This is a genomic window from Vagococcus bubulae, from assembly GCF_003950315.1.
GTDB classification, from domain to species: Bacteria; Bacillota; Bacilli; order Lactobacillales; family Vagococcaceae; genus Vagococcus; species Vagococcus bubulae.
Genome location: NZ_NGJT01000003.1, coordinates 51,895 through 78,313 on the forward strand (window position 1 = coordinate 51,895; position 26,419 = coordinate 78,313).

The 26,419-nt window shown below is 34.5% G+C and carries 30 protein-coding genes; 7 read left to right on the forward strand and 23 right to left on the reverse strand.

Annotation, left to right across the window (positions count from 1 at the left end; translation table 11 throughout):
* Positions 1 to 18 precede the first annotated feature (18 nt).
* The 19 genes from CBF36_RS02470 to CBF36_RS02560 form a co-directional block, all read right to left on the reverse strand.
* Positions 19 to 1,542, reverse strand: a complete 1,524-nt coding sequence (locus tag CBF36_RS02470; protein WP_125956324.1) for an acetaldehyde dehydrogenase (acetylating) — start codon at positions 1,540 to 1,542, stop codon at positions 19 to 21.
* A 10-nt stretch (positions 1,543 to 1,552) separates the two neighbouring features.
* Positions 1,553 to 2,146 (reverse strand): BMC domain-containing protein, encoded by a 594-nt coding sequence (locus CBF36_RS02475; RefSeq protein ID WP_125956326.1) that lies wholly within the window; start codon positions 2,144 to 2,146, stop codon positions 1,553 to 1,555.
* Positions 2,139 to 2,741: a cupin domain-containing protein gene (locus CBF36_RS02480; protein ID WP_125956327.1), complete on the reverse strand. Its 603-nt coding sequence runs from the start codon at positions 2,739 to 2,741 to the stop codon at positions 2,139 to 2,141. Before CBF36_RS02480 ends, CBF36_RS02475 begins: the two co-directional genes overlap by 8 nt.
* Before the next feature lie 15 nt (positions 2,742 to 2,756).
* Positions 2,757 to 3,020, reverse strand: coding sequence for a EutN/CcmL family microcompartment protein (locus CBF36_RS02485; protein WP_125956329.1), 264 nt, complete (start codon positions 3,018 to 3,020; stop codon positions 2,757 to 2,759).
* A complete protein-coding gene (locus CBF36_RS02490) occupies positions 3,014 to 3,307 on the reverse strand; it encodes a BMC domain-containing protein (RefSeq protein WP_125956330.1) in 294 nt (97 codons plus the stop codon). The genes CBF36_RS02485 and CBF36_RS02490 overlap by 7 nt, the downstream gene beginning before the upstream one ends.
* Positions 3,308 to 3,320: 13 nt before the next feature.
* On the reverse strand, positions 3,321 to 4,157 hold the full coding sequence (gene eutJ / locus CBF36_RS02495; protein ID WP_125956332.1) for an ethanolamine utilization protein EutJ: 837 nt from the start codon (positions 4,155 to 4,157) through the stop codon (positions 3,321 to 3,323).
* Positions 4,129 to 4,689, reverse strand: coding sequence for a hypothetical protein (locus CBF36_RS02500; protein ID WP_125956334.1), 561 nt, complete (start codon positions 4,687 to 4,689; stop codon positions 4,129 to 4,131). The genes eutJ and CBF36_RS02500 overlap by 29 nt, the downstream gene beginning before the upstream one ends.
* Positions 4,690 to 5,832 carry a 1-propanol dehydrogenase PduQ gene (locus CBF36_RS02505; RefSeq protein ID WP_243637957.1) on the reverse strand — a complete coding sequence of 381 codons (1,143 nt, stop codon included), beginning with the start codon at positions 5,830 to 5,832 and terminating at the stop codon, positions 4,690 to 4,692.
* A 29-nt stretch (positions 5,833 to 5,861) separates the two neighbouring features.
* Positions 5,862 to 6,299: a EutP/PduV family microcompartment system protein gene (locus tag CBF36_RS02510; protein ID WP_125956335.1), complete on the reverse strand. Its 438-nt coding sequence runs from the start codon at positions 6,297 to 6,299 to the stop codon at positions 5,862 to 5,864.
* Entirely contained in the window at positions 6,296 to 6,640 is a 345-nt protein-coding gene (locus tag CBF36_RS02515) for a BMC domain-containing protein (RefSeq protein WP_125956528.1), read from the reverse strand. Before CBF36_RS02515 ends, CBF36_RS02510 begins: the two co-directional genes overlap by 4 nt.
* A gap of 24 nt (positions 6,641 to 6,664) precedes the next feature.
* Entirely contained in the window at positions 6,665 to 7,603 is a 939-nt protein-coding gene (gene cutD / locus CBF36_RS02520; protein ID WP_416340689.1) for a choline TMA-lyase-activating enzyme, read from the reverse strand.
* Positions 7,604 to 7,630: 27 nt separating this feature from the next.
* Complete coding sequence (gene cutC / locus CBF36_RS02525) at positions 7,631 to 10,171, reverse strand: choline trimethylamine-lyase (protein ID WP_125956337.1); 2,541 nt, start codon at positions 10,169 to 10,171, stop codon at positions 7,631 to 7,633.
* 26 nt (positions 10,172 to 10,197) lie between these two features.
* On the reverse strand, positions 10,198 to 11,619 hold the full coding sequence (locus tag CBF36_RS02530) for an aldehyde dehydrogenase family protein (RefSeq protein ID WP_125956339.1): 1,422 nt from the start codon (positions 11,617 to 11,619) through the stop codon (positions 10,198 to 10,200).
* Entirely contained in the window at positions 11,620 to 11,943 is a 324-nt protein-coding gene (locus CBF36_RS02535; protein ID WP_117972438.1) for a BMC domain-containing protein, read from the reverse strand.
* A gap of 16 nt (positions 11,944 to 11,959) precedes the next feature.
* Positions 11,960 to 12,256: a BMC domain-containing protein gene (locus tag CBF36_RS02540; RefSeq protein ID WP_117972437.1), complete on the reverse strand. Its 297-nt coding sequence runs from the start codon at positions 12,254 to 12,256 to the stop codon at positions 11,960 to 11,962.
* Between the two features lie 44 nt (positions 12,257 to 12,300).
* Entirely contained in the window at positions 12,301 to 12,579 is a 279-nt protein-coding gene (locus CBF36_RS02545; protein WP_125956341.1) for a hypothetical protein, read from the reverse strand.
* 1 nt (position 12,580) lies between these two features.
* Positions 12,581 to 13,585 carry a DMT family transporter gene (locus CBF36_RS02550; protein ID WP_125956342.1) on the reverse strand — a complete coding sequence of 335 codons (1,005 nt, stop codon included), beginning with the start codon at positions 13,583 to 13,585 and terminating at the stop codon, positions 12,581 to 12,583.
* 17 nt (positions 13,586 to 13,602) lie between these two features.
* Positions 13,603 to 13,887 carry a BMC domain-containing protein gene (locus CBF36_RS02555; protein ID WP_125956344.1) on the reverse strand — a complete coding sequence of 95 codons (285 nt, stop codon included), beginning with the start codon at positions 13,885 to 13,887 and terminating at the stop codon, positions 13,603 to 13,605.
* Positions 13,888 to 14,469: 582 nt separating this feature from the next.
* Positions 14,470 to 15,318, reverse strand: coding sequence for a MerR family transcriptional regulator (locus tag CBF36_RS02560; RefSeq protein WP_125956346.1), 849 nt, complete (start codon positions 15,316 to 15,318; stop codon positions 14,470 to 14,472).
* Positions 15,319 to 15,515: 197 nt separating this feature from the next.
* Here CBF36_RS02560 and tsaE point away from each other — a divergent pair, with 197 nt between their 5' ends.
* Together tsaE and CBF36_RS02570 are read left to right on the forward strand one after the other, a co-directional pair.
* Complete coding sequence (tsaE, locus tag CBF36_RS02565; RefSeq protein ID WP_125956348.1) at positions 15,516 to 15,995, forward strand: tRNA (adenosine(37)-N6)-threonylcarbamoyltransferase complex ATPase subunit type 1 TsaE; 480 nt, start codon at positions 15,516 to 15,518, stop codon at positions 15,993 to 15,995.
* Positions 15,988 to 16,509, forward strand: coding sequence for a GNAT family N-acetyltransferase (locus CBF36_RS02570; protein ID WP_125956350.1), 522 nt, complete (start codon positions 15,988 to 15,990; stop codon positions 16,507 to 16,509). The genes tsaE and CBF36_RS02570 overlap by 8 nt, the downstream gene beginning before the upstream one ends.
* 46 nt (positions 16,510 to 16,555) lie before the next feature.
* Here the strand turns inward: CBF36_RS02570 and essA are convergent, their stop codons facing one another.
* Positions 16,556 to 17,341 carry a type VII secretion protein EssA gene (essA, locus tag CBF36_RS02575; protein WP_125956352.1) on the reverse strand — a complete coding sequence of 262 codons (786 nt, stop codon included), beginning with the start codon at positions 17,339 to 17,341 and terminating at the stop codon, positions 16,556 to 16,558.
* A gap of 12 nt (positions 17,342 to 17,353) precedes the next feature.
* Positions 17,354 to 18,112 (reverse strand): exodeoxyribonuclease III, encoded by a 759-nt coding sequence (locus CBF36_RS02580; RefSeq protein WP_125956354.1) that lies wholly within the window; start codon positions 18,110 to 18,112, stop codon positions 17,354 to 17,356.
* Positions 18,113 to 18,276: 164 nt separating this feature from the next.
* Here CBF36_RS02580 and murB point away from each other — a divergent pair, with 164 nt between their 5' ends.
* Complete coding sequence (gene murB / locus CBF36_RS02585) at positions 18,277 to 19,176, forward strand: UDP-N-acetylmuramate dehydrogenase (protein WP_125956355.1); 900 nt, start codon at positions 18,277 to 18,279, stop codon at positions 19,174 to 19,176.
* Positions 19,177 to 19,205: 29 nt separating this feature from the next.
* On the opposite strand, the gene CBF36_RS02590 is transcribed toward murB, so the two are convergent.
* The gene (locus tag CBF36_RS02590) at positions 19,206 to 20,408 is read right to left on the reverse strand and encodes a chloride channel protein (protein WP_125956357.1); all 1,203 of its coding nucleotides are present in this window, start codon (positions 20,406 to 20,408) and stop codon (positions 19,206 to 19,208) included.
* Positions 20,409 to 20,768: 360 nt separating this feature from the next.
* Between CBF36_RS02590 and CBF36_RS02595 the strand changes: the two genes are divergently transcribed.
* Both CBF36_RS02595 and CBF36_RS02600 read left to right on the forward strand, forming a co-directional pair.
* Positions 20,769 to 22,055 carry an anaerobic C4-dicarboxylate transporter family protein gene (locus CBF36_RS02595; RefSeq protein WP_125956359.1) on the forward strand — a complete coding sequence of 429 codons (1,287 nt, stop codon included), beginning with the start codon at positions 20,769 to 20,771 and terminating at the stop codon, positions 22,053 to 22,055.
* A 27-nt stretch (positions 22,056 to 22,082) separates the two neighbouring features.
* Positions 22,083 to 23,525 (forward strand): M20 family metallopeptidase, encoded by a 1,443-nt coding sequence (locus tag CBF36_RS02600; protein WP_125956361.1) that lies wholly within the window; start codon positions 22,083 to 22,085, stop codon positions 23,523 to 23,525.
* Positions 23,526 to 23,573: 48 nt separating this feature from the next.
* On the opposite strand, the gene CBF36_RS02605 is transcribed toward CBF36_RS02600, so the two are convergent.
* Positions 23,574 to 24,569 (reverse strand): YhdH/YhfP family quinone oxidoreductase, encoded by a 996-nt coding sequence (locus CBF36_RS02605; protein ID WP_125956363.1) that lies wholly within the window; start codon positions 24,567 to 24,569, stop codon positions 23,574 to 23,576.
* A 196-nt stretch (positions 24,570 to 24,765) separates the two neighbouring features.
* Between CBF36_RS02605 and CBF36_RS02610 the strand changes: the two genes are divergently transcribed.
* Both CBF36_RS02610 and CBF36_RS02615 read left to right on the forward strand, forming a co-directional pair.
* Entirely contained in the window at positions 24,766 to 25,308 is a 543-nt protein-coding gene (locus tag CBF36_RS02610; RefSeq protein WP_125956531.1) for a helix-turn-helix domain-containing protein, read from the forward strand.
* Between the two features lie 15 nt (positions 25,309 to 25,323).
* Positions 25,324 to 26,409: an ABC transporter ATP-binding protein gene (locus CBF36_RS02615; RefSeq protein WP_125956364.1), complete on the forward strand. Its 1,086-nt coding sequence runs from the start codon at positions 25,324 to 25,326 to the stop codon at positions 26,407 to 26,409.
* Positions 26,410 to 26,419: the final 10 nt, after the last annotated feature.

Consider the following 26,419-nt stretch of genomic DNA (forward strand, 5'->3'; position numbering starts at 1 on the left):
TATCAACTCATCTCTTGATTAATTCATCGTAGATAATATCTGACGAACAACTTTCGTTAGTGTCTCTAAGTCATTTTCTGATACATCCGTTACGTTTTTAGATACCTCACTCGATTGGCAAACTCTTTCTTCTTCAATACAGAAAGTCTCACCATCTGGATGGAATGTTTTATCATCTTTTACCAGTGTTCGAACATCTTTCAATCCATACGCTACTTTTTTAATGTTTAATAAATGTTTTGGTCCAACATTTTCAGAAACTGAACTTCCACCAAATGTTCCACAGCCTAATGTAAATGAAATTGGTAACCCTGTTGAGATACCTGTTCCACCTTGGCTTCCTCCAGTATTAACTAAAATTCTTGAAGCTGGTTTAGCCGCAAACTTCATTACCATGTCTTTGTCATTAGTATGGATGCTCATAGTATGACCAATTCCATTTTGTAATAACTCAATACTTAAATGACATGCCTCTTCCCAATCATTTACCACATAAAAACCTAATACAGTGGTTAATTTCTCAAATGATAATGGGTAGCCTTTTCCAACACCTTCTTGTCGACCAATCAATACTTTCGTATCACTTGGCACCGTGATTCCGGCCGCTTCCGCAATCACTGTTGCTTCTCGTCCAACAAACCCTGCATTCATGACATAACCATTTTTAAATAATAAAGCACACACTTTTTCCGTTTCATCTGGTGTCATGAAATAACCACCTTGCGCTTTAAATTCACGAACAACCTCTGCTTCATTACCTTTTTCACAAATAATTGATTGCTCAGAAGCACAAATAGTTCCATTATCAAATGTTTTAGACGCAATAATTTTTTCCACTGCTGTTTTAACATCAGCTGTTTTTTCAATATAAGCTGGTGAATTTCCAGCCCCAACACCTAATGCTGGTTTTCCAGAACTATATGCTGCTTTTACCATTCCAGGTCCACCTGTTGCAATAATTAAACTCACTTCAGGTGCATGTAATAATTCGTTTGTTCCTGCCATAGTTGGGATAGTTGAACAACTGATAATGCCCTCAGGTGCTCCTGCTGATACGGCTGCACGATTTAACATTTCCGCTGTTTTTTTCGTACAATCTAGAGCTGATGGATGTGGTGAAAAGACAATAGCATTTCTTGATTTAATAGCAATCATTGCTTTAAAAATCACAGTAGAAGTTGGGTTAGTTGATGGAATAATCCCTAGTACTAATCCCACTGGTTCTGCCACATCAAATGTTCCTTTTAATTCATCTTCTGAGACAATGCCTATTGTTTTTTCATTCTTTATTTCATCGTATAAAAGAGTTGATGCAGCATGGTTCTTATACATTTTATCCATTACTTTTCCAAATCCTGTTTCTTCAACAGCTCTTTGTGCCAAGTTAGATGATTGTTGACTGATCACTTGTACCATTTTTTTCAAGATTTGATCTATTTGCTCCTCTGAAAAAGTCGCTATCTCATTAGCCGCTATTTTTCCTTTACGAGCTAAGTCTCTTGCCTCTTGTATGGATTTTAAATCTTTATCAAATATTTCCATTCAAACTCCTCTATTCATTGTTTATTAAAAACTCACTTAACATTTCTACTAATTTTTCTTTACTTGTTTTATAAATGTCTTTTCTAGCAATACTAAAACCTGTTTGATGTTTGGCTATTTTTCTCAAATCCACTACTTTCATTTGAGTCAAGTGTTGCATCAATTCTTCTTTATCATGATAGGTTAAACTTTCTCGTTCTAACATTTGTAAATCTAATATTTTTATTGCATCTTCGACCACTATGGGCATCATCAACTCTTCTTCTAAAACAACTGTTTCTTCAATCTCAACATTTTCTATTACGTCGCTACTCTTTTCCGTAGAATCTGTTTTGTCTATAAAAAGACTGGAGTCAACTTCTGGTCTTGCTATCACATGGGATGAAACCAATGAATCAAGTGATAAATATGAAAGATTTGATTCAGCAGCACTCACAGCTGTGGTTACTGCCGAAACATCTCCTGTAATTAAAATAGATGTTAAGCCACCACCAATTTTAGTAACGCCAAGTAAGTGTACGTCAGCTGACTTTAACATAGTATCTGAAGCAACAATTGTTGCAAGGAGTCCTTTTGTTTCAATCATTCCTAAAGATTCATTCATCAACTAACACACCTTTCATTTTGATTTTAAGTACTGTTGTTTGCTTGGTTACATCCCAATCAATGACTTCATTTTGAGGAACATGAATGATATCCCCATCTTCTAAATAGGTTGTACTATCTTTTAATGTTGCTTTTAATTCTCCCTCAATGATATAAAAGAAAGAATCATCGACTTGCTGTTCAATAAAATGCATTGGATTGATCGATAAACACTCTAAACAACATTCTCCACCAGATGAATGCATTAATTCTTGAACAAAAACACCGTGTTCTTTTTCTGGAAAATCTTTTAACTTTATCGTGTGATGTTTTATTATTTCCACGCCACTCGAATCTCTTTCAAGAATAAAAGGTGATAACGCATCATCTGTTATTAAACTTCTTAGTAACGACACTAAAGACTCTTTACTCCAATCCTGTGTCATCATTTCTGACACATCAAACCTAGGTCTTTCAACTTTAAACGTCATATCATATTCTTCAGCTAAATCTTTTGCTGAAGGGGTTATAATTGTGTTTTCTGTGATAGAAATGACTCGTTTATTCTCTTCATGGAGTGATTCCACATCACTAGCACAAATTAATTTTTTCATTTTGTCACTCTCTCTTTACACTGACTCACAGCTTTCATCAATAATACCTATTACAGCAGCATCAACCGGAATGAGATCATCTTCTAACATTCGTCTTGCTGCGCTACCTGTGGCAATAATGACCCGATCACCAATACCTGCACCAATCACATCACAGACAACCATAATCTCACCATCTTTTGTACCACCATTAATTTTGGCAAGCATTAACTTCAACCCATTCAATTTATCAGATTTTCGTGTTGCCCAAATATTATCTATTAACGTCGCAGTTACCATTCGTTATTCTTCTCTCTTCGTTTGATTTCTTCAATCGCTGCAACAACAGAGGCTGTATCCCCAAAAATTGCTAGTAAAATCATATTTTGTGGACAACTCCCTCGAATGTCTTCGATTGTCACACCAACAGCTTTTTCTGCAACATCTGTGGCACAAATCATCTCTATTAATTTCCCTTGAACTAAGCCAATCGCATCTGGTTTATCTAATTTTTCTTTCGAACTTTTTCTTCTGTTTAAAATAGCCATCGTATTTTCACCGGGTGATTTAATAATTCGACAATCCATTTTTTTAGCCTCCTCACATGACTTGATCTGTACAACTTAAAGCAATTCCTATCGGTGTCACAAACATCGGATTGATGGGTTTTATTGTTTTAATGCCTGTTTCTTTTTCAATAATTTTTTCAATCCCTTTTAAACAAGCTGTCCCACCAACAAGATAAATATCATTTACCTTATATCCTTTAACTTGATTAGAAATAATAGAAGATATTTTTTGAATCACTGGTTTAACAACGAGTAGTAATTCATCATGATGTGTTTCATTGCGTTTATATTTTTCTGCTTGTTCAAAATTAAATTTATAATTTCCGGCAATAACCAATGATAAGTGCGTTCCACCTGTTGCTTCATCTGCAACTTTTACTACTTTTCCATTTTCTAAGATAGCAATTCCGGTTGTTCCTCCACCAATATCAACCACAGCGCCATCAGTTAATCCTAATAACTGATTGGCTGCTGTTGGTTCATCTAACACATTGGTCAACTCAAACCCTGCACTTTGTACAACATTTTTTATAGCCCCACCATCCAAGTCATCTGTTCCTGGTGGTAAAGAGGCTGCTGCATAAACAAGTGTGGTACCTAATTTTTTTTCTAATTCTTCTTTTAGTTCTCTTACAATATCAACGGCCCCTACATAGTCAACTACCATTCCATCTCTGACAACATTGGCGTATTGATAAGCACCTGCAACAGGTTGATAATCGCTATCTAAAACAACTAAAACAATACAAGCTGTTCCTAAATCAACTCCTGTATAAAACACGTCAGACTTACTTTTTTTAGGTGTTTTAATAACCGTTTCAAATGTTTGAATAAACTTATTACAGTGTAACGTCATCTCGTTTGTCATCTATACCTCCAACTATCGTTTCCACAATGCCTATTAACTCCATTGTTACCTTCCTAAACCCATGATTAAATTCAGGAAATTGATGAGTCATTAAACAAAGCAAACCATAGACTTTTTGTAATTTTACTAGTAGTGGCCCTTCTAAATCAGTCACATATGGATAGATATCTACAAATATTGGAAAATTATCATCATTAAGTTCTTTTGGTTGTTCCAGGGTGTCTCTCATAAGTGATTCCAATAAAAGAATTCGCTTAGAGACGCGATGTTTAATCGTTTCACTTAAAAAATAGGCTTCCAATATTTCTGATGACACCATCTCTGTATATCCCATCCATTCAGTTGACTGCATTTCCTTTTGTATTGTCTTTTCTTGTGTTTTCTTATATTTACATGTTGTTACTTCAATTTTTCTATCTAATAAAAATTGTCTTGCTTCTGGTGTTAGTTTTTGATTTTTCTCCAACACAAACTGATTAAATGCTTTTTTTTTATACATCATTCTTAATTCTTTTTCTGTAAAAAAATACATTTAATACCCACCTCTCAACAACTTACGATAAATCATTTCTAAGTCTGCTTGCTGAGGTTTTCGAGGATTGGTCAACGTACATTTATCTTGCATTGCTTTTTCAGCCATTTCTGGTATGGCTTCAAGAAAATCTTGTTGGTTTATTCCAAATTCCTCAATCGATTGAGGTAACTCTAATTGCTTCATCAAACGTTTTAATTTAGAAATAAAGGCATAAACGGTTGATTTAGCTGTACCTGATTGGATACCCAAGACACCTGCAATACGGCAATATTTTTCTAAATTATCTGTTTCTCTATCATTTTCTAATTCTGCATTATAAGAGATAACATGAGGTAGTAACATCGCATTGACTCTTCCATGAGGTAAATGGAAACGTCCACCTAGCGCATGTGATAAACTATGACAAATTCCTAACGATGCCTCATTAAAAGCGATGCCAGCTAAACAAGACGCATTATGAATACTCTCTCTAATAGCTAAGTTGTCGCCATCATTATAAGCTGTTACTAAATTATTCCAAATAATGGTGATGGCTTTTTCACTATTAGCATCTGTAAAATCATTGGCTTTTGTTGAAACTAATGCCTCAATACAATGTGTGAAAACATCTATCCCTGTGTCTGCCGTAATATGTTTAGGCACAGTTAAAACCAATTGTGGATCTAATATGGCAATATCTGGAATCATTTTCTTATCAACTAGTGCGTATTTACTATCAGATGTTGGATCTGAAATAACTGAAAATGATGTTACTTCACTACCTGTCCCGCTAGTTGTTGGAATGCAAATAAGAGAGATAGCCATATCTTGATGGACAATTTGATAAATATAGCGAATAGCTTTTGCCGCATCTATTGCTGATCCACCACCAAGAGCGATAATACCATCTGGTTCAACTGATAAAGCAGAGACAAGACCTTTCGTTACAATCTCAATGGTTGGATCAGGTGTAATATCAGAAAAAATAGTGCATTCAATTCCACTCTCAGCTAATCGTTGTACTAAGCCATCAGATTTCCCACTTTGAACCATGTAAGGGTCACAGACTAGTAACACTTTTTTTAACGTTAACTGGTTTAATTCTCTTAAAGAATCTTTTCCAGAAACTATTTTAGTCGCCATTTGAAATTCATTTAACAAAATAACACCTCCCCTCTAACATCATTCTTTTAAAACGTTAAAGTATTTATTAGATACTCTAAATCTGACTCTTTCTCTAAGTCTACTTGGTTCCAATTTTTAGATAACCCAATCTTATCAATAACGTTAACTGCTTGTTTTTGCTCTTTTTCTGTATAAACTTCTCCGCGATTTGTTATGATTCCTAAAACTGGTACACGAAAAACTTTTGAAAAATTTGGTGGATAACTCACTTTAGAACATTGAATAGGAACTAAAAACAACGCACAACAAGCTGTTTGCTGTAAGGCAATAATATGTTTATGCATCCAAGGACTTTCTAAATAAGTATCAGGAACAATCATTGTTTTTTCTGTGTATAACACATTCGCTACTTTTTTTATTCCTGTTTGAGACTGCTCAATATATTGAGCAATCTCCCTTTTTCCACTTTGTTTAGGTCCAATAATCAACACACGCTTTTTCATGTGCGTGTCACCTTAACCACCTCATAATTCAACGTCTGCTTTAGCACATTGACAACTGTTTGAAGCGATTCTTCCACACTTTGAACATCTCCTGAAATCAATACAGACCCTGTAAACCGGTCGAGAAATCCAACTTGTACATCAGCACTTTTTCCTGCAATGTCTGCGGCAATAATAGCTGTTTCAAAGGGAGAAATGGTTAAAATCCCGATTGCACCTTCATTTTCAATGCCTAAAGAGTCATAAATTTCTTCAATAGGAGACGCAATAACATGAGCTAATGTCACTTGCTTTCCTGGAACTGACTCCTCTATCACTCGTTTAACAGTATCATCCAACAGTTTAACCACTCCTTTTTGACTATTTTAATGTCGCACCACTTTTACAAAGAAGTCATATTCTTTAATCCAACTTTCAATTTGATCTAATTCGTCATCGGATAATGACGGATCGCCATCGACTGGATATTCCATACCTAATTGACCGTATTTGTTCACACCCAATTTATGATAAGGTAATAAATCAATCCCTTTAAAGTTAGGGTAATCTTTGTATGGTAATAAAAAGTTAATAATTTGCTCTATTTCTGGTTTACTATCATTAATCATTTTTAACATTGGCATTCTGATATGAACATCATGCCCATCTTCTAATAATTGCGTTAGATTTTCTAAAATTCGTTCATTACTAATACCTGTTAGTTTATTATGTTTCACTGGATCCATATGTTTTAAATCATATAAAAACAAATCAACATATTCAGCAATTGCCATCAATCGATCCATTCGTGAGTGACCACATGTTTCAATAGCTGTGTTAATACCATCTGCTTTACACGCTTGCAATAAAGCAAGAGCTGCTTCAGGTTGAGCTGTACATTCTCCACCGCTTAATGTCACCCCACCACCAGATTGTTCATAAAATTCATCATCTTCATGAATGATTTCCATCACTTCTGAAATGGAACGAATTTCTCCTGTAATGTTTAAGGCTGACATCGGACAAACTGCCACACATTCTTGACATCCTGTACAAGCAATATCACGATTCACTTGATGATTACCTTTTTCGTCAATGTAATGAATTCCAACTGGGCAAGCATCCACACAAGCATGGCAATCACTGCAAATACTTTCTTTATACATGACTTGAAATTTTCGTTCTAACCCCTCTGGATTAGCACACCATTGGCATCTTAAGGGACAGCCTTTAAAAAATACAATCGTCCGGATGCCAGGTCCATCATAAAGACTATATTTTTGGATATTAAAAACCATCACCTGTCTTTCGACTGAATCTATCAATTGATTCACCACTTTTCTAACTTATTGCTAAAATTTTGTTATCATTGTACGGCTGATAATCTCATCTTGAACGTCTTGACATAATTCAACGAAGAATGCACTATATCCTGCCACACGGACAATCAAATCACGGTATTGTTCTGGATGTCTTTGTGCATCTAGAAGGGTTTCATTATCAAGGTAGTTAAATTGCATTTCGCCATTTCCTAACACACTGGCTGTTTTAAGTAATGTAATTAAACTATTTTCGCCTTCTTCTGTATCTAACATACCTGACATAATTTTAAAGTTGTGAACCATTCCCATATTCATTGTGTCATTGGCCATTTTAGAAACAGATTTAATAATCGCTGTAGGTCCCTTGAAGTCTGCTCCTTGTGTTGGGCTGATACCATCTGATAATGGAATCCATGCTTTACGACCATTGGCAGATGCTCCTGTCAACTGACCTAAAGGTGTGTTGTTTGAAATAGATAACGTTCCGTGACATAATTCTGAGAATAATGTTTTGTGTTTACGATGTTCTTTTTCTGTAAAGTGAATAAGATCTGCTGCAATTAAATCTGCATAGTCATCATCATTTCCATATTTTGGTGCATTTAAACAATCTGTTCTGACTTGTTCATAGCCAACAAAGTCTGCTTTTAATGCTGTATTTAGTTCTTCAAGGGTGTATTTTTTCTCTTCAAAAACTAATTTTTTAATAGCTGCCATTGAATCTGTATACGTTGCCAATCCTGACCAAACCACACCAGGACCAAAGTTATACATCGCTCCACCACTTGATACATCTTTTCCATTTTCCATACAACCTTCATACATGATTGACATTAATGGTTTTGGTGCTAAATCTCGGTGAACACGTTGAGTGATAACCGTTGCGATGGATGATAATTCCGTTACATATTTGATTTGCTCTTTAACAGCTTCTTCAAATTGTTCATATGTTTTATATTGTGATATATCGCCTAAATCTGGACAAACTTGTTTACCATACCATAAAGGAACGCCTCTATTTAGTACTAATTCAATACAAATTGGCCATTGTGTATAAGCTGTAGAAGTCCATTGATAAAGTCTTCCTGATTTTTGTGGTTCGACACAACCCATCAAACAGTAATCACGTGCATCTTCAATCGACACACCTTTAGCTAACATCATCTTGATATGTGTGTCATCAAAATGACAAGCAGGGAACCCAATTCCAGCACGAACAACATCCACAATTTTTTTCAAGTATTCTCGAGGTGAGCGATTATGAATACGACAAGCTAATGATGGTTGGTACACTTTTACATGTCTCACAGCATCCATTAATAAATAAGTTAAATCGTTTGTTGCGTCATACCCTTCACGAGTCACTCCACCCACACACATATTGACAAATGGTTGATAACCAGCAAAGAATTTAGAACCACCTTCACTTGTTATCCACATCATTTCTGACATTTTAATTAACATACAACCCGCTAATTCGAATGCTTCATATTCACTCATTCGACCTGTTTCGATATCATTTTTAAAGAATGGGTACATGTATTGATCCACTCGACCAATTGACATACCTGTTTGATTTTCTTCAACAACAAGTAGAGATTCAATGGTCCAAACGGCTTGAATTGCTTCCCAGAATGTTTCAGGTTTATGAGCTGGTACTTTTGCATTTATTTCTGAAATTTTTTGTAATTCTTTTTTACGTTGTGGATTCGTTTCTTTTGCTGCAAGTTGTGCTGCGTATTCTGACATGCGGCGAGCATAAATCATTACGCCTTCAGCTGTTTCAATGATTGATTTATAGAAATAAATTTTTTCGATATCTCCAGGGTTGTCATAACTTAATTTATCTAATTGTTCTTGTGCTTCTTTTTGAACATCAAGCATCCCTTTTTTCATTAAGATGACATCATAACCAGGATTAGAATCTCCCCCACCGTTTACTGCGTGATAAGAACAATCTGATACAAATGATTCACCAGAGATTTCCCAAACACCAGCTTCTCTAAACTGATCTTCACAATATTCATCAATTGATTTGCCTTTCCAAAATGGGAATAACTCTTCTTTCATGATGCGTTTGTCTTCATCAGAAATATAAAATGGATCCTGTGGTCTACTAGAAATAGTATCAATTTCTTCTTCCATCCAACGCCATGCGATATCTGGTGAAAAAGATCCAGCTCTTGGTGCGCCATTTGGTGCTCCCACAATTAATTCATTGTCTTGAATCACTAATGGTGCTGTCTCACAACTTTTCTTAAATGATTTTGAACGCAAAATATTTTTAGGCATTCCAGGATTTTCTCTAGCTATTTCGGTCATTACGCGCGCTTTATGAGTTGTGATAGTCGGTTTTTGTTTTAAATAATTTTCTTTCAACGCTTCTAACCTAGGTGTAATACCATTGGGAATATCTGTGTGATTACCGCTTACAAAAGTTAAATCAACTGAATCTGTTTTTGTAATATCATCTGATACAGAAGCAAACATCTTCATCAAGGCTTGCTGTTCTTCTGTACTTAATTCTTTTGTTGCTTCAGCCAATTTAGCTGAAAATTCTTTAATATCCATCTTAATTCCTCACTTTACATAATGTTTTAAGCTAAAATTTTTCGTAAAATCTCTTCTAACATTTTTTCATGTGATTCTTCCTCAACTCTGCTAGTATATTCAACACACTTTATTGAGTGACTAATTTCTCTCATATACGTTAAATCTGATGCTGTGATATTTTTAGCACTAATACCTTTACCAGTTGTTAAACCACCTAATAAACAAGAAATTGATAACGTTGAATCAATTCCCATACTAGCTAAGGACGACGGTGAATTAACGATCATTCGTCCGACAGGTTTCTTTAAGGCAAATTGGTTTAATACTTCTATATTGTTTGAATGGATTGCTATCGTATGACCGTTATTTTTTTCCTTTAATAACCGAATCGATTTTTCACAGGCATGCATCCAATCAGGTTCTAAATAAAAAGCAATCACTGGGCATTTCATTTCATTAACAAAAGGATCTAGTTCATGCACATAATTTTTTTCCGATACTAGAATGTTGGTACTTTCTTCAACAGAAAAATGAGCCATTTTAGCTAATTCTCTAGCATTTTTACCAACACATATAGGATTAATGCCATTATTTTTAGGCTGTAACAGATTAAGCAACTGATGTTCTTCTTCTTCAGATAGAAAATGAGCCCCTTTTTGTTGAAAGTGTTTTTTCACTTCACTTGCGATGCTTTGTTCAACAATTAAATATTGTTCTGAACCTGGTAACATCCCATTATCTAGCGAACGACTGTCTATCACTGACTGTACGGCATTTGAAATATTAGCTGTGTGTTCAATAAAAACTGGTGTTCCACCTGTTCCTCCATAAATCATCGGCTTTTGAGTGTTAGTTGTGTTGGTTATTTTTCCAGCCGAAATAATCATAGAAGTGTTTTTATGTGTCACTATTTCTAATATGCCACTTTCAGAAGTACTCTCAAGACATGTGATACAGCCCACTGGCAAACCATATTTTTCACAAATATTTTTAACACTATTTACAATATGAATGGTTGTACAATAGGCTTGATTATCTGGAATAATAATGATACTATTTCCTGATTTAATACCAATAATAAGACTATATAACGTGTTTAGGACGACATTATTTTCAGAAGGGAAGGCTACTACCACTCCTAAAGGCACACCTACTTTTAAAATATTCCCCGCAGAATCTTTTAAAAGCTCTCCAATACACTGTTGGTTGGGTAACTCTTTTTTTAATTGAGATAAAAAAGTATTTAATAACCATTCCTTGTCTTTTTTACACCCACGTTTTGTTTCATTGACTTCCATGTCTACAAAGTGTGCTAACTCAATTGTTATATCATCTATTAATTGATTAATGATTTTATCTAAGTAACTTTGCTTATAATCTTTAACTAAAAATTGAGCATTCCTTGCATTTTCTACAAGAATTCTTGCCTCTTGGATTGATAACAGATCTTTATCTGCTCTACTCATCTAAACAGCAGCTCCCTCCTCTTGAAGCGGTTCATCAAGTAATTGATAATACTGAATGATTTTATTTAAATCCATATGTGGTCCAGCAATCACTACCGAGCTATAAACTTCCGCTCCTAGTTTTTCAACTGCTGATGTTCCAGCTTCAACTGCTGCTTTACACGCAGCAACGTCACCTTTTACAATGACTGAAATATACCCTGATGCAACATTTTCATAGCCGACTAACTCAACATCTGCCGCTTTACACATGGCATCACATGCTTCTAATACAAATACCAAACCAAATGTTTCGATTGCGCCAATTGCTTCAAAACTTTGCATATGCATCCCCTCCTCTTTATCCATCAATACTGTGAACCGATACAATTTTTCCGATTGCTTCAATAGGTCTTGGCATGACGTTATGTGCTGTCAGTGTCCCAATTTCTTTCGCCGCTCTTGCCCCAGCTTCTACTGCACTCTCAACAGCCGCCACATCACCTTTAACCATGATAGTAACTAATGTCGATCCGATATTTTCATATGAAATTAATTCAACGTTTGCTGCCTTTAACATTTCATCGCATGCTTTTAATGCAGGTACTAAGCCGATTGTTTCGACTAAACCTAACGCTTCTTGGCCTCTGTATACCAAATTCAATCCCCCTTATTATCCAATTCACAAGTTATTAGAAAACATTATCTGTATGCCTTATCAACATATTTATCCACTGTTTTTCTTCCCTCTTCAGTAATGATGTAATACATCAATAACTCATCATTTCCATCAAGATTGTAACTATCTAACTCAACTAAACCATTGGCTTCAAGTGCCATAAGGTGTTCTGAAAACAACCTTTGATTAAATTGTTTTTCTTCACCATATTGTGATTTCAATTGTGCCATCACTTCTTGGACATTATATTTTTTTCTATCGTACATTTGATTTAAAACAGCTGTTCTTGCAGGTAAAAGCATATTACGCTTCCCCCTTTCTGAATAAATCAAGTGGGTTCATTGTCACTAAAATAGCTCCCATAACAATTAAAATCGATCCAACAATCATGGTTGGTGTCAGTGTATCTCCTAAAAATAGAACACTAAATATGACACCCCAAAAAGCGTAAGTAACATTTAATGACATTCCAACGGCCGTTCCAACCATGGCGTTTGCTTTATACCAAGTTAAAAATGAAATTCCAGCACTTAATCCTGAGAAAATCAACCAAATAACTGGCGTAACAGCAGATAGTGTATTAAATAATAAATCAACGCCACCAATAACTGGTAAAATAAAAATAATTACAACAAGACCTGATACTAATTCACGTAAATTAACGGCAACATCTGTATCAATCATTGCGCCACCAAAACTTGAGAACACACCCTCTAATCCCCAACATACTGCAGCAACTAATGCACAAATAATTCCTAAAGTGAAGTTTGGTGCGCCTTCTGGAGCTACCATGTTAATCGTAATAGCACCAAATACACAAATAATCATGCCCATCACAATTCTTAATGTTGGCTTTTGTTTTAAAAAGATCCAAGAAAATAATGCGCCAAACAAACTACAAGTTGCTGAAATGGGAATAGCATATGCTCCTGCTAAAGCTAATCCAACAAGATAGGCACCATTTGCAATAGGTCCTCCTAATAAAAATCCAACAACTAACATTTTCCCCGGTTTGGTTTTAACCATACGAATAATTTCTTTTAATCTACCTTCTTTAGCGTTATAAAATAATAAAAAGATTCCGGCAAAAAAATCATTTAACCCTGAACAAACAAAAGGAGCTGCTAAAATACCAGCTGCACTGGTTAAAGGATCATAACCACTAGCTACCACCACAAGGGTTGAATAAACGGCATAAGTAATACCAGATATTAATCCATTAGTAATCCCTTTCATTCTAAATTTTTTATTCACTAAGCTCATCTTTGTATCTGCGGATGAACATACCATGTTTTTCTGAGTTTCCATTAATGTTCCCCCTTAATTTAGTTGTTGTTTCTTAATGGTAAAATGTTTTCAACTTCACCATGTGGTCTAGGGATAACATGTACAGAAAGAAGTTCACCTACACGTTCTGCAGCACTTGCTCCAGCATCTGTTGCAGCTTTAACGGCTCCAACATCTCCTCTTACCATGACTGTTACAATACCGCCTCCAACAAATTCACGACCAATTAATGACACGTTTGCTGCTTTCACCATGGCATCTGCTGCCTCGATTGAACCAATTAATCCTTTTGTTTCCACCATTCCTAATGCATCGTACTTCATCTTTTTTCCTCCTAGTATAAAGCGTTTTCTTTTTTGTTTATAGTTATAATCTAGAACATCCCCTTAAGGTGAGAGTCAAACACATTTTTATGACTGATACACCAAACTCCCTGTACTACTAAGATCTGATTTTTCAGTTAACTGGAGTAATTGAGAATACTCTGTTAATTCACACACATATAAGATGATTTCTATGCTTTTCTATTTTTAATCATTATTATTTATCTTTAAATAAAAAAATAAAAAACAACACAGATAATTGTGTTGTTTTTCACATTAAAAAAATAAATAACTATTTTAATTTTCTTTTATATTATTTTTCACTACAAATATTTTTATGTTTTTTTGACGCATAACAATTTAAAATTTTAAAAAACGGTCACAAACCCTTATATTACAACATCTATATATTTTTATAATACATGATTTTTAAAAAATCAAACACACGATTCAAAACCTTCCCCTTAGGACAACTTATGCTCAATAACACACTAATTGATATTCATTATCATATACTACGACAAAAAAAGAAGCAATTTTTAAGCTCAAGATAATGACCTTGCGCCAAAATTGCTCATTAAATTACTTCTTCTTGGTTACGGGTACTAATAATTCTACAACAAATGTATCCGTATTCATTGTTGACCAATAATCAATAACAAAACGCTCATATAATTCATTGGAGCATTCATAGTTATTTTCTTTTGCCCAATCCAACATTTTCGTATATTGCTTACTAATCTGAGTCAAATCTCCTATATGATAACTTGATAAAAAAAGTTTCCCTCCAAATGACATAGTAGGAACACTTGATGATAAATTATTAACAGGCTTTTGTAATACTTTCATTTTAGAGGCATCATTAGACATTTTTTCCTGACCATTTTCATAATATAAGATCACCGGTCCACTAATTTGACAATCAATCGTCTCTAAATAATTTACCCATGGAATATTAATCACAGCATCCATGTAATTTTGATGAAATTCTTGTTCTAGGTACACATAATCAAGTGAATCAAAATATTTGATATTAACATTTTGAATATTATTTTCGATTGCTATAGAACCTTCTCTTAATAATTCGACCCATTCTGTGATTGCTAAGTAACTATTTTTTATACGCTGTTCTTCTTCTTTTAATTCTGATTGTTTCGTTAAAAATTTTGGCTCTTTATAGAAACTATCCAATGTTTTTTGGACGTTACCCATTTCTTGTAATTTAAACCCCATTTGCTTGTAATATTTTATAATAGGAATTAAATTCATCGTTTCTTCTTTGTAATACCGGTAACCATTTTTTTCACTAACATAATCTGGAATGATTAATCCTAATTTTTCATAAAAGCGTAATGTTTTGCGGGAAACATTACACATTTTTGCTACCTCTCCAATCGAGTACATTCCCTTACAATCCCTTACCTCACTCATTTGAATCTCCATTCCACACAACTAACACTATATAAACTAAATATACCACAAGACATTAAAAAAATGCCATCATTTTTTAATTATGTCGTATTTTTACATTGTATTATTTTTTCTATGTTTTTAATTATTCGACTTCCTTTTTTATTTTTCAACTCTGCGATATACTTACAGACAAAGACTATCAAAGGAGCATTCAAATGACGTTTTATTTAAAAAATGATGCAGATACTCAATCTATTGGAGAAAAATTATCAGAATTAGCACAGCCAGGAGATATTTTTATTTTAACTGGAGAGTTAGGTGCTGGTAAAACAACTTTTTCAAAGGGATTTGCAAAAGGTTTAGGCATTACACAAATGATAAAAAGTCCCACTTATACACTTATTCGCGAATATGATAGTGGACGACTTCCTTTGTACCACATGGATGTCTATCGCCTTGAAGGAGCAGGTGATGATTTAGGGTTAGAAGAATATCTAGATGGTGAGGGTGTGTGTTTAATTGAATGGGGAGAATTAATTAAAGATACAATGGATAACGAGTTTATAGAGCTTATTCTTCATAAAACGCCTGAAGATACACGATTTTTAACAGTTGAGCATGATGGGGCAACTGAGCGTTATAATCAAATTAATGCATTAATGACTACTCTAGAAAAGGATCAAAAAAATGACTGAATTTAATATTACACTTCGTCAGGCCATACCTGATGATGCAACAAATTTAATCCATGCTATTGGCCTCCTTAATCAGGAAACTCCTTATCTCGTTGTCAGCCCTCATGCTTTAAACATGTCACCAGATACTATGGCTCATGAAATAGACTATATTTATAATGCGCCAAATCAATTTATTCTACTAGCGTTAAATCACAATGATATTATTGGGGTTGCAACGATTGTAAGTGATGATGATACTGCTTTTCAACACGTTGGTGAATTGGGAATTACCATAAAAAAAGAATTTTGGGGACTCGGTTTAGGAACTGCCATGATTGAAGAGCTAATCCAATTATGTTTGGATTACCAAATCACTAAACGTATCGAAATAAATGTCCAGACTCGTAATGATAGAGCTCTTCGTTTGTATGATAAAATGGGATTTTCTCTAGAAGGAATCAAAAAAAAGGCCTTTTTATCTGAACAAAATGAATTGATTGATATTGCGATATTAAGCTACTTGCTACTTTAAAAAAATAAGATTCAACGACTTCATAAGTGTAGTCGTTGAATCTTGTTTATCTTTTAGATGATTTTTTCTTTTTGCGTTTTGATTTACTTTTTTTCTTAGGATCATGACTCCTCTTAGAATCTGAATGGGATTTTTTATGACTCTTTGATTTTGAGTGAGATGACGTTGATTTATTATGACTTTTTGATTTTTTCTTTCTTTTATTTTGTTTTTTTAACTTTTTCTTTCTCTTCACAACATAACCAATAATCCCTACAACAAGTAAAACACCAACTACAGCTGCTATCCATAATAGCTTAGAGGATGATTTTTTTTCTTGTTCTTTTGTTTTATCACTACTATTTTTGTCATCGGCTGCATTTGATGAAGCATTACTCTCATTTGCTTCTGAGGCACTAGTCCCTTGGCTATCAGATTCATCTGTTCCACTTGCCGCAGCTGCACTATCTTTTATTTTGTCTTCAGACTCCTGTGTTTTATCTGCTTCTTTTGTTTCTTCGGTTTCAATTACTTTTCCTTCTTCAAAATTGTAACGAACATCTGTTGACTTGTCTCCTTCAGCATCAAGCATCCCAACCATTGCCTCTTTTGTTCCTTTAGGAATAGGAACTTCAAACTCACCCTTATCATTTGCTACAATAGAACCAGCAAGATTTGTTAAAAAGATATTGGCATTTGGTGTTGTCTTTCCTGTTAGAACATTTCTTTCTTTATCATAGGTTAAGTCATAAAGAAGCTTATCAGTATCAGCTGCATATGTTGTAGCTGAAAATCCTGCTAACCCTAACGCTAAAAATCCAATTATAATCACTTTTTTCCATTTTTTTAACATGTCTTTTCCTTTCTATTCCACATCAATTATTAATTCTACTGGGCAGTGGTCACTTCCCAATACTGTCGATAAAATATCTGCACTTTGTAGTTTATTTTCTAATTGTTTTGATACACAAAAATAGTCAATACGCCATCCAGCATTATTTTTTCGGGCATTAAAGCGATAACTCCACCAACTATAAGCCCCTTCCTTATCAGGATAAAAATAACGATATGTATCAATAAATCCGCTATCCAACAATTGCGTAAAAGCTTCTCGTTCTTGATCAGAAAAACCAGGATTTTTTCGATTCGTTTTCCAATTCTTTAAGTCAATATTTTCATGCGCAACATTTAAGTCCCCGCATAATACGACTGGTTTTTCTTTATCTAAGTCAGCTAAATACTCTCTAAAATGATTTTCCCAATCCAAACGAAAATCAAGACGTTTTAATTCTACCTGAGCATTAGGTGTGTAACAATTCACTAAGTAAAAGGTGTCAAATTCAAGCGTTAATAAACGGCCTTCTGTATCAAATTCTGCTATTCCCATCCCTGTCTTAACAGATATAGGTTTTATTTTTGTAAAAACAGCGACACCTGAATATCCTTTTTTCTCAGCATAATTCCAATACTGATAATAATCAGGTAACTCCATCTCAATTTGTCCTTCTTGTAACTTAGTTTCTTGCAGTGAAATAATATCTGCATCTATTTGTTTTATATCTTCATAAAAATTCTTTTTTACAACAGCACGTAAGCCATTAACATTCCAAGAAATAAGTTTCATGGTGTTCCTCCTAAAATTCACTGTAGTCATATTTTATCATAAAAGAGTAACCCTTTGTGATTTTTATCCGATAAATAAACAAACCTTTATAAAACTCTCGTTCTTTTCTATTTTATGTTAGAATAATATCACTAAGATTATTTCAAGTAAGAGAGGGTATTAGCGTGACCAAAAAAAATATTGTTCAACAATTTCCAAATATAACCATTTTAACAGATGAACCATTATCACATTATACATACACAAAAACTGGTGGTCCAGCTGATTTTTTAGCTTTTCCTACATCAAAAGAAGAAGTTCAATCTTTAATCAATTTTTGCCAAGAAAATAACCTTGAATGGATTTGTCTAGGAAATGCCAGTAATTTAATCGTTCGAGATGGTGGTATTAAAGATGTGGTGATTATGCTAACTAAAATGAATCAAGTCACTGTCCAAGAAACAACCATTATTGCCGAATCTGGTGCTAAACTAATTGATGTCACTTATGATGCTTTAAAACATGACTTAACGGGGCTAGAATTTGCGTGTGGAATTCCTGGAAGTATTGGAGGAGCCACCTATATGAATGCGGGGGCTTACGGTGGTGAACTGGCAGATGTCTTTTATTCAGCTGACGTTATATTAGCAGATGGGACAATCAAAACGTTTTATAAAAAAGATATGGCATTTTCTTATCGTCATAGTGTTATCCAAGAATTAAAAGGGATCGTGCTCTCAGTAACATTTCATCTTGAACAGGGAGAACATCTCTTAATTAAAGAAAAAATGGATGAATTAACTTATCTACGCGAGTCAAAACAACCACTTGAGTACCCTTCTTGTGGCAGTGTCTTTAAACGACCACATGGACATTTTACCGGAAAATTAATACAAGATGCCGGCTTACAAGGACATATTATTGGTGGCGCTCAAGTCTCTACGAAGCATGCTGGATTTATTGTCAACATAAATGAAGCGACAGCAACTGATTATGTAACGCTCATCCAACACATCCAACAAGTTATTTTGGAACAATTTGATGTAGTTCTTGAACCTGAAGTTAGAATTATTGGAAGAAAATAAAAAAGTGTGACATTGTCAAATTGGCAATGTCACACTTTTTGTTTAGGATAAATCGAGTCATTATTATTAATGATGTAAGAAGCAATAATAGTAAAAAAGGCATACGGCAATAAATCAAAACCAAATATTTCTCCAGCAATTAATAATGGTGCAATTAAGGTATTGGTTGCACTTGAAAAAACAGAAACAAATCCCAATGACGCAAGAAACTCAACCGGTAGTCCACACAACTGAGCTAAAAACACACCACAAGTTGCCCCTATTGAAAATAACGGGGTTACTTCCCCACCTTGAAATCCGATAGCTAATGTAAACACAGTAAATAATAATTTTAATAAAAAATCGAATGAGTAGATTGTCCCACCATGAAATGCGGCTTCAACAAGATTACTACCAAGCCCAGAATATCTTCCACGTCCGGCAACGATTAATCCAATCATTAAAATCAAAGAAAGAAAAAACATTTTTTTATAAATGGGTAACTGTATTAACTGAACCCATCCCTTTACTTTGTGTAAACTAATTGAAAAAATTCGTCCAACTAACCCAAATACACATCCCAATAAACATAATAATATTACCCATTGGATGGTTAACTTCGGATAATAATCTATCGTTGTAGAAAAAGCAGCTAACCCTAAAAATTGCGACACATAACTTGATGTCACAGCTGCAATACTGGCAGAAAGAAGTGATTCGATAGATAAATGCCCTACAGCTAACAGTTCCATTGAAAAAAATGTTGCTGCAATCGGCGTATGAAATAATCCAGCAAATCCCGCTGCCATACCTGTTACTAAAATCATTTGTTGTTTTTTTTCATGGCTAGGTAAAAAATCTTTCCAGACATGATTAGAAAACCAATTCGTAAATGTCCCACCAATTTGAATAGCGACTCCTTCTCTACCAGCACTTCCACCAATCAGGTGAGTTAACCATGTACTCAGTGTAACAATTGGAATCAACCTAGCAGGGATTGCCTCGCGTGTGTGCTGTCCCACCTCAAATAACAATGTCATTCCTTTGTTGCTCTCTTTTCCGTAAACACTATATAACCATTTAATAAATACTCCTACTATTGGTAAGAAAAATATAAGAATCATGAAATAGTTTATTCTAATATTTGTTGCTATTAATAATACTTTACCAAAAATAACCTCTAATATTCCTACCAAAACACCAATAATCAGTCCAAACATCATCCACTGAATATGTCTTTTTACTTTCCCCATCTCTCACCCTTCTTTTCCACACAAAAAAATCCACATACTAAAACAAGCATGTAGACATCATTAGCTAAGTATCAACTTTAGTTAACAATCACTCAAAGAAATAATTTTTCTCTATCAGCTAGTCCCATTTTAAGCATTTAAATGAGAAATATCAATAGACTCATACTTATCATAACAAAATAATTATAACACTAATTATTTTTTAATGTTTAAAAAGTCTAATAAAATTCATACAAAATAAATATATTCTACACATTCAACTGATAATATCCACATGTATTCAATTTTCGAATTTTTTGAGGAGGTTTAGCGAAATATTCATTTTCAGTACATTATATTCTATTTATTAGGAGGAATCACATGGCTTTACTACTAATTGAAATTGTTATCATGGTAGCGACTATTATCTATGGTTTGATGAAAGGTGGGGCATTAGGTTCTGGCGTTTCAGCAATTGTTGCCTTGTTTATCATGCTATTTATTTTTAAACTACCACCATCATCTCCACCTGTCACTGCTGTCTTAATCATTATGTCTATTGGAATTGCAAGTGGGGCTTTGCAAGCATCTGGTGGAATGGATTATATGATTAGCGTGGCAACAAAAATTATCCAGCGTTTCCCGAAAGCGATTACAATAGTCGCACCACTTGTTTGTTTCTTATTTGTTTTCGGTATGGGAACAGCAATGATTGCACTATCTCTTGAGCCAATTATTTCTGAAACAGCTCTCAAATCAAAGGTAAATCCAAAAGGTGCTTTAGTATCATCCGTTTTAGCATCCAATATGGCATTACTTTGTAGCCCTGCTTCATCATCTACTGCTTATGTGGTAACATTATTAGCAGCCTATGGTATATCTTTAGGAACTTACTTAGCGATTGCTTTGCCTGCTACTTTACTATCGATTATCATTTTAAGTATAATATTAACTATCGTTAACAAAAAATTACCATTTGATGAATCTGTTTTAGAAGATATGATTATTGAAGATGAGGAAAAAGAATTAGCTCCTGCTGCAAAAAAATCAACCGTAGTATTTTTACTATGTGTTTTAGCGATTATTGTTCTTGGGTTGTTCCCAAGCCTGTTACCGGAGTATAATGTAAATGGCGATCCTGTTAAAATTGCTACCGCTGACTTAGTCCAAATGTTTATGTACTTATCTGCAGCGATTAATATTATGTTATTTAGAGTTAAATCTAAAGATATTCTCCATGCCCCTGCGACTGCAAACGCTCTTGGTGCCACCCTAATTGTATTAGGACTTGGATGGGTTGGCTCGACTATCTTTGGTGCTCCAAAAAACCAAGCTGTTTTAGTATCAAGCGTGGGACAAGTTTTAGCTGATTATCCATGGGTGATTATTTTCATCTGTGCCTTTGTTGCTATGATTATTGGGGCTCAAACAGCTGTTGCGGCAATTATTTTTCCACTCGCCTTAACACTTGGTATTTCACCAATGCTGTTAATTGTTATTGTTCAGTGTTTAAATGTTAACTTTGTTATACCAGCCCAACCGACTTTACTATTAGCAGTTGAATTAGATCGAACTGGACGAACGAAGGTCTTTAGTTTCATCATACCAGGAATAATTGTAACGGCTCTTTCTATTGCACTCTCTTATGGTATGACACTATTTATCTAAATATTCAATATTAGGAGGATATATATTATGTATAAACAAATCGAAGAATTAATCAATCAAAAACAAGAAACATATTTTAACACAAGTGATAAAATTTGGGATATCGCCGAAACAAAATTCCATGAAAAAGAATCAGCAGACGTGTTGATTAATGTGCTAAAAGAAGAAGGCTTTTCAATTGAGCAAACAATTGGAGATATTGACACAGCTTTTATCGCAAGTTTTGGAAATGAAGGCCCTGTTATTGGATTTTTAGGTGAATACGATGCACTACCTAGCATGACACAAAAATCTGGCTCAACAAAAAAAGAACCTAACCCAGATACAGATAACACAAATGGTCATGGTTGCGGTCATAATTTATTAGGGACAGCTTCACTTGCCGCAGCAATCGCAACAAAAGATTATATTACAGAGCACAATATACCTGCACAAATTAAATATTTTGGTTGTCCAGCTGAAGAAGGTGGTTCTGGAAAAACATTTATGGCTAGAGCGGGTGCATTCGATGGATTAGATATGGCAATTTGTTGGCATCCTGGAACAGACAATACTATTTGGGGTGTCAAAACATTAGCTAATATTCAAGCTGCTTTTGAATTCAAAGGGAAATCTGCCCACGCAGCTAATGCTCCTGATATGGGACGTAGCGCACTTGATGCTTGTGAATTAATGAATGTTGGTGGAAATTATTTACGTGAACATGTTACTCCTGAAGCACGCTACCATTATGCTTATATGGATGCTGGTGGTTTAGCTCCAAGTGTCGTGCAGGATCATGCAAAACTTTTATATTTAATTCGTGCTCCTAAAGGAAGTCAAGCAAAAGAAATTTATGACCGTTTGTGTAAAATCGCTGAAGGTGCTGCATTAATGACTGAAACTGAAGTAACAGTACACTTTGATAAAGCTTGCTCAAACTATATTCCTAACGTTGTTTATTCACGAATCATGGGAGATGTGATGATGAATTACGGTGCTCCTGAATTTGATGAAGAAGATCAAGTATTTGCTAAAGCCATTCACGATACGTTAACTGAAGAAGAAAAACAATTTAGAATGGTCCCTCCAGCTACTCCTGTTGAACAAAAAGTTCTAGCTGAAAATCCAGGAAAAGTATTAGCTGATTATGTTTATCCTTTTAATGAAGTCTTAACAAACGTGACCTTACCTGGCTCATCTGATGTTGGAGACGTTAGTTGGATTGTCCCAACTGTTCAATGTATTGTGGCAACAGAAGTACAAAATACTGCAATGCACACTTGGCAATGGGTAACAAATGGAAAAAGCGGAATTGCTAAAAAAGGAATGATACAAGCTGCTAAAATTATGGCTGCAACTGCTGTGAAAGTCATTGAAGAACCTGAGTACATTGACCAAGCAAAAGCTGAATTAAAAGCCATAACTGATATTACGCCATACGTTAATCCTATACCAAAAGAAGTAAAACCAAATAGCTTGAAATTTTAAAATAAAACAAGGTTGAAGCCATATGGCCTCAGCCTTGTTTTATTTTTGTTATTTTATACTCACAATAGTTCGACCGCTATGTGTTCCTTCCAATAACTGTTTTGTAACTGAAAGAATCCCTTCTAAAGACACTTCATTTGAAATAGTTGAATCAACCATCTCTTTGGTTATTGATTGATTAATCGTTTGCCATAACTCTTTCTTTTCATCTGATGTTAACTGAACGGAGTCAATCCCAAACATCGTGATGCCACGTAAAATAAATGGTAACACGGTTGTATTAAATTTAATGCCACTTGCATTGCCACATAAGGCAATACCGCCACCATAAGAAATTTTAGGTAAAATAGCTTCTAGAGTAACCCCACCAATCGTATCAATCACGTAATCAAATTCTTGTTTTTGAAGTGGACGAGTGTTCTCTAACATCTCATCTGTACTAATAATGTGTTGAACCCCTAGTGTTTCTAAATAGTCTGTTGAATTTTTACGTGATAATGCCGTAATATTGGTAAATCCGTGTGCTTTTAATAAATTAATTGCCATACTACCTACGCCACCTGTAGCACCTGTAATTAAAATACTGGCCTCTTTATCATTTAATCCAATTGATTCTAAACGATGAATCGCTTGTGCTGCTGTAATTCCTGCTGTTCCAACAAATGCCGCTACTTTTAAATCCATCTCTTGTGGAACAACTTGAATCCATTCACCAGGAACACGCGCTATTTCACTAAATCCTCCTGTATGACTAACACCAGTACCTTGGCCAGTCACAACCACTTTATCTCCCACTTTTAAGCCATCATGTGTTGTTTCAATAATTGTGCCTGAAAAATCGATTCCTGGAATCATAGGATAAGAACGAATGACTCCACCATTTTTTATCGTTGCTAATGCATCTTTATAATTTATCGCAGAATAATCTACTTCAACAAGTGTGTCACCTTCTGATAATCTATCAACTGACCACTCTTTTACACTTGAGATAACGCTATCATCTTGTTCATCTACAATTAATGCTTTGAATATTTTATCTGACATATTACTTATCTCCTTTATCTCTTTGATACCCTTATTTTATCACAAATAATTTAACAATGTTTGATGAAAAAAGAAATTGATTTGTTGAAAATCATCTTGTATACTACCTTGAGAAAGTAAACATAATGTTTAATATAAGAAAACTTCTATCTTTTTAAGTTTAGTATATATAAACATTTTTTTGGAGGTGGTTATTATTCTAATTGGTCAAAAAATAAAAAATCTAAGACTACAAAAAAATTTAACTCAAGAAGAACTTGGTGAGCGAACAGATTTAACTAAAGGATATATTTCTCAACTTGAACGGGACTTAAGCTCCCCTTCACTCGAAACATTTTTCTCTATTCTTGAAGTATTAGGTGTATCACCCAAACAATTCTTTGATGAAAAAAATCAAAAACAACAGGTTGTTTACCCAAAAGAAGAACAAACCCTTCATATAGATGAGGACAAAGGGTATGAGATTAATTGGCTAGTCGCTAATTCGAATGAAAATGAGATGGAGCCTATTCTTTTAACATTAGAAAAAAAAGGAGAGTACAAAGAATTTGAACCATCACAATCTGAAACGTTTGGATATGTGTTAATAGGAAAAATCTGTGTTACCATTGGAGAAGATACTTACATTGCTGAGCAAGGAGAAAGTATCTATTATCAAGCATTAAGCACACATAATATTTCCAACGCACATGATGGAACGAGTCAATTGTTAATTGTTGCAACAAATTCTTATTTATAGTAAAGGTGGGAAAATATGAGTCATACAATTATTGAATTTAAAGATGTTGTAAAAGAATACGATGACACAACTGTGTTAAAAAGCGTGAGTTTTGAAATTGAGCAAGGAAAATTTTACACCTTACTTGGCCCATCAGGTTGTGGGAAAACAACGATTTTACGTTTGATTGCTGGTTTTAGCGAACCAACTTCAGGAGAGATTTTATTTGATGGAAAAGTCATTAACAAAGTTCCCGCAAATAAACGTAAAGTAAATACCGTTTTTCAAGATTATGCTCTTTTTCCTCATATGGATGTTTATGAAAATGTCGCATTTGGTTTAAAAATCAAAAAATTACCAAAAGAACAAATTGATGTAAAAGTACGTGAAGCTCTGCGTTTAGTGCAATTATCTGGCTTAGAAGAAAGACAAATTAGTGAAATGTCAGGTGGACAACGACAACGTGTCGCAATTGCACGTGCGCTTGTCAATGAACCTGAAATTTTACTATTAGATGAACCTTTATCGGCTCTTGACTTAAAATTGCGAACAGCCATGCAGTCAGAATTACGTGAACTACAAAAACGTTTAGGCATTACCTTTATTTTTGTTACTCATGACCAAGAAGAAGCTTTAGCTATGAGTGATGAAATTTTTGTTATGCATGATGGAAAAATCGAACAAAGTGGCTCTCCTTCTGATATATATGATGAACCTATCAACCGATTTGTGGCGGATTTTATTGGTGAAAGTAATATTGTGAAAGGCATTATGATTGAAGATAATTTAGTCGAAATCGTAGGCAAACAATTTGAGTGTGTTGATGGTGGGATGAGAGAAAATGAGCCAGTTGATATCGTGATGCGTCCTGAAGATATTTCCCTAGTACCTGTCGAACAAGGAAAATTAAAAGCGACAGTTGATACCTTATTATTCAGAGGGGTTCATTATGAAATTTTCTGTATTGACTCTGAAGGAAATGAATGGGTGGTTCACTCAACGAAAAAACCATTAGAAGGTCAAGCTGTTGGGTTATTTTTCGAACCAGAAGATATTCACGTCATGCGTTTTAATGAGTCTGAAGAAGATTTTGATGCTAGATTAGAAAGCTATGACGATTAAAGGAGGCGTG

Bases quoted from the DNA above. Each gene is read 5' to 3' on its own strand.
- CBF36_RS02605 (WP_125956363.1), bottom strand. From the start codon at position 24,569: ATGTCAGATAAAATATTCAAAGCATTAATTGTAGATGAACAAGATGAT.
- CBF36_RS02475 (WP_125956326.1), bottom strand. From the start codon at position 2,146: ATGAATGAATCTTTAGGAATGATTGAAACAAAAGGACTCCTTGCAACA.
- tsaE (WP_125956348.1), top strand. From the start codon at position 15,516: ATGACGTTTTATTTAAAAAATGATGCAGATACTCAATCTATTGGAGAA.
- CBF36_RS02550 (WP_125956342.1), bottom strand. From the start codon at position 13,585: ATGGAAACTCAGAAAAACATGGTATGTTCATCCGCAGATACAAAGATG.
- CBF36_RS02535 (WP_117972438.1), bottom strand. From the start codon at position 11,943: ATGCAAAGTTTTGAAGCAATTGGCGCAATCGAAACATTTGGTTTGGTA.
- CBF36_RS02580 (WP_125956354.1), bottom strand. From the start codon at position 18,112: ATGAAACTTATTTCTTGGAATGTTAATGGCTTACGTGCTGTTGTAAAA.
- CBF36_RS02490 (WP_125956330.1), bottom strand. From the start codon at position 3,307: ATGGATTGTCGAATTATTAAATCACCCGGTGAAAATACGATGGCTATT.
- essA (WP_125956352.1), bottom strand. From the start codon at position 17,341: ATGTTAAAAAAATGGAAAAAAGTGATTATAATTGGATTTTTAGCGTTA.
- CBF36_RS02560 (WP_125956346.1), bottom strand. From the start codon at position 15,318: ATGAGTGAGGTAAGGGATTGTAAGGGAATGTACTCGATTGGAGAGGTA.
- CBF36_RS02480 (WP_125956327.1), bottom strand. From the start codon at position 2,741: ATGAAAAAATTAATTTGTGCTAGTGATGTGGAATCACTCCATGAAGAG.
- CBF36_RS02510 (WP_125956335.1), bottom strand. From the start codon at position 6,299: ATGAAAAAGCGTGTGTTGATTATTGGACCTAAACAAAGTGGAAAAAGG.
- CBF36_RS02570 (WP_125956350.1), top strand. From the start codon at position 15,988: ATGACTGAATTTAATATTACACTTCGTCAGGCCATACCTGATGATGCA.
- CBF36_RS02590 (WP_125956357.1), bottom strand. From the start codon at position 20,408: ATGGGGAAAGTAAAAAGACATATTCAGTGGATGATGTTTGGACTGATT.
- CBF36_RS02470 (WP_125956324.1), bottom strand. From the start codon at position 1,542: ATGGAAATATTTGATAAAGATTTAAAATCCATACAAGAGGCAAGAGAC.
- CBF36_RS02545 (WP_125956341.1), bottom strand. From the start codon at position 12,579: ATGCTTTTACCTGCAAGAACAGCTGTTTTAAATCAAATGTACGATAGA.
- CBF36_RS02600 (WP_125956361.1), top strand. From the start codon at position 22,083: ATGTATAAACAAATCGAAGAATTAATCAATCAAAAACAAGAAACATAT.
- eutJ (WP_125956332.1), bottom strand. From the start codon at position 4,157: ATGACAAACGAGATGACGTTACACTGTAATAAGTTTATTCAAACATTT.
- CBF36_RS02530 (WP_125956339.1), bottom strand. From the start codon at position 11,619: ATGAGTAGAGCAGATAAAGATCTGTTATCAATCCAAGAGGCAAGAATT.
- CBF36_RS02555 (WP_125956344.1), bottom strand. From the start codon at position 13,887: ATGAAGTACGATGCATTAGGAATGGTGGAAACAAAAGGATTAATTGGT.
- CBF36_RS02615 (WP_125956364.1), top strand. From the start codon at position 25,324: ATGAGTCATACAATTATTGAATTTAAAGATGTTGTAAAAGAATACGAT.
- cutC (WP_125956337.1), bottom strand. From the start codon at position 10,171: ATGGATATTAAAGAATTTTCAGCTAAATTGGCTGAAGCAACAAAAGAA.
- CBF36_RS02500 (WP_125956334.1), bottom strand. From the start codon at position 4,689: ATGTATTTTTTTACAGAAAAAGAATTAAGAATGATGTATAAAAAAAAA.
- CBF36_RS02595 (WP_125956359.1), top strand. From the start codon at position 20,769: ATGGCTTTACTACTAATTGAAATTGTTATCATGGTAGCGACTATTATC.
- CBF36_RS02485 (WP_125956329.1), bottom strand. From the start codon at position 3,020: ATGGTAACTGCGACGTTAATAGATAATATTTGGGCAACACGAAAATCT.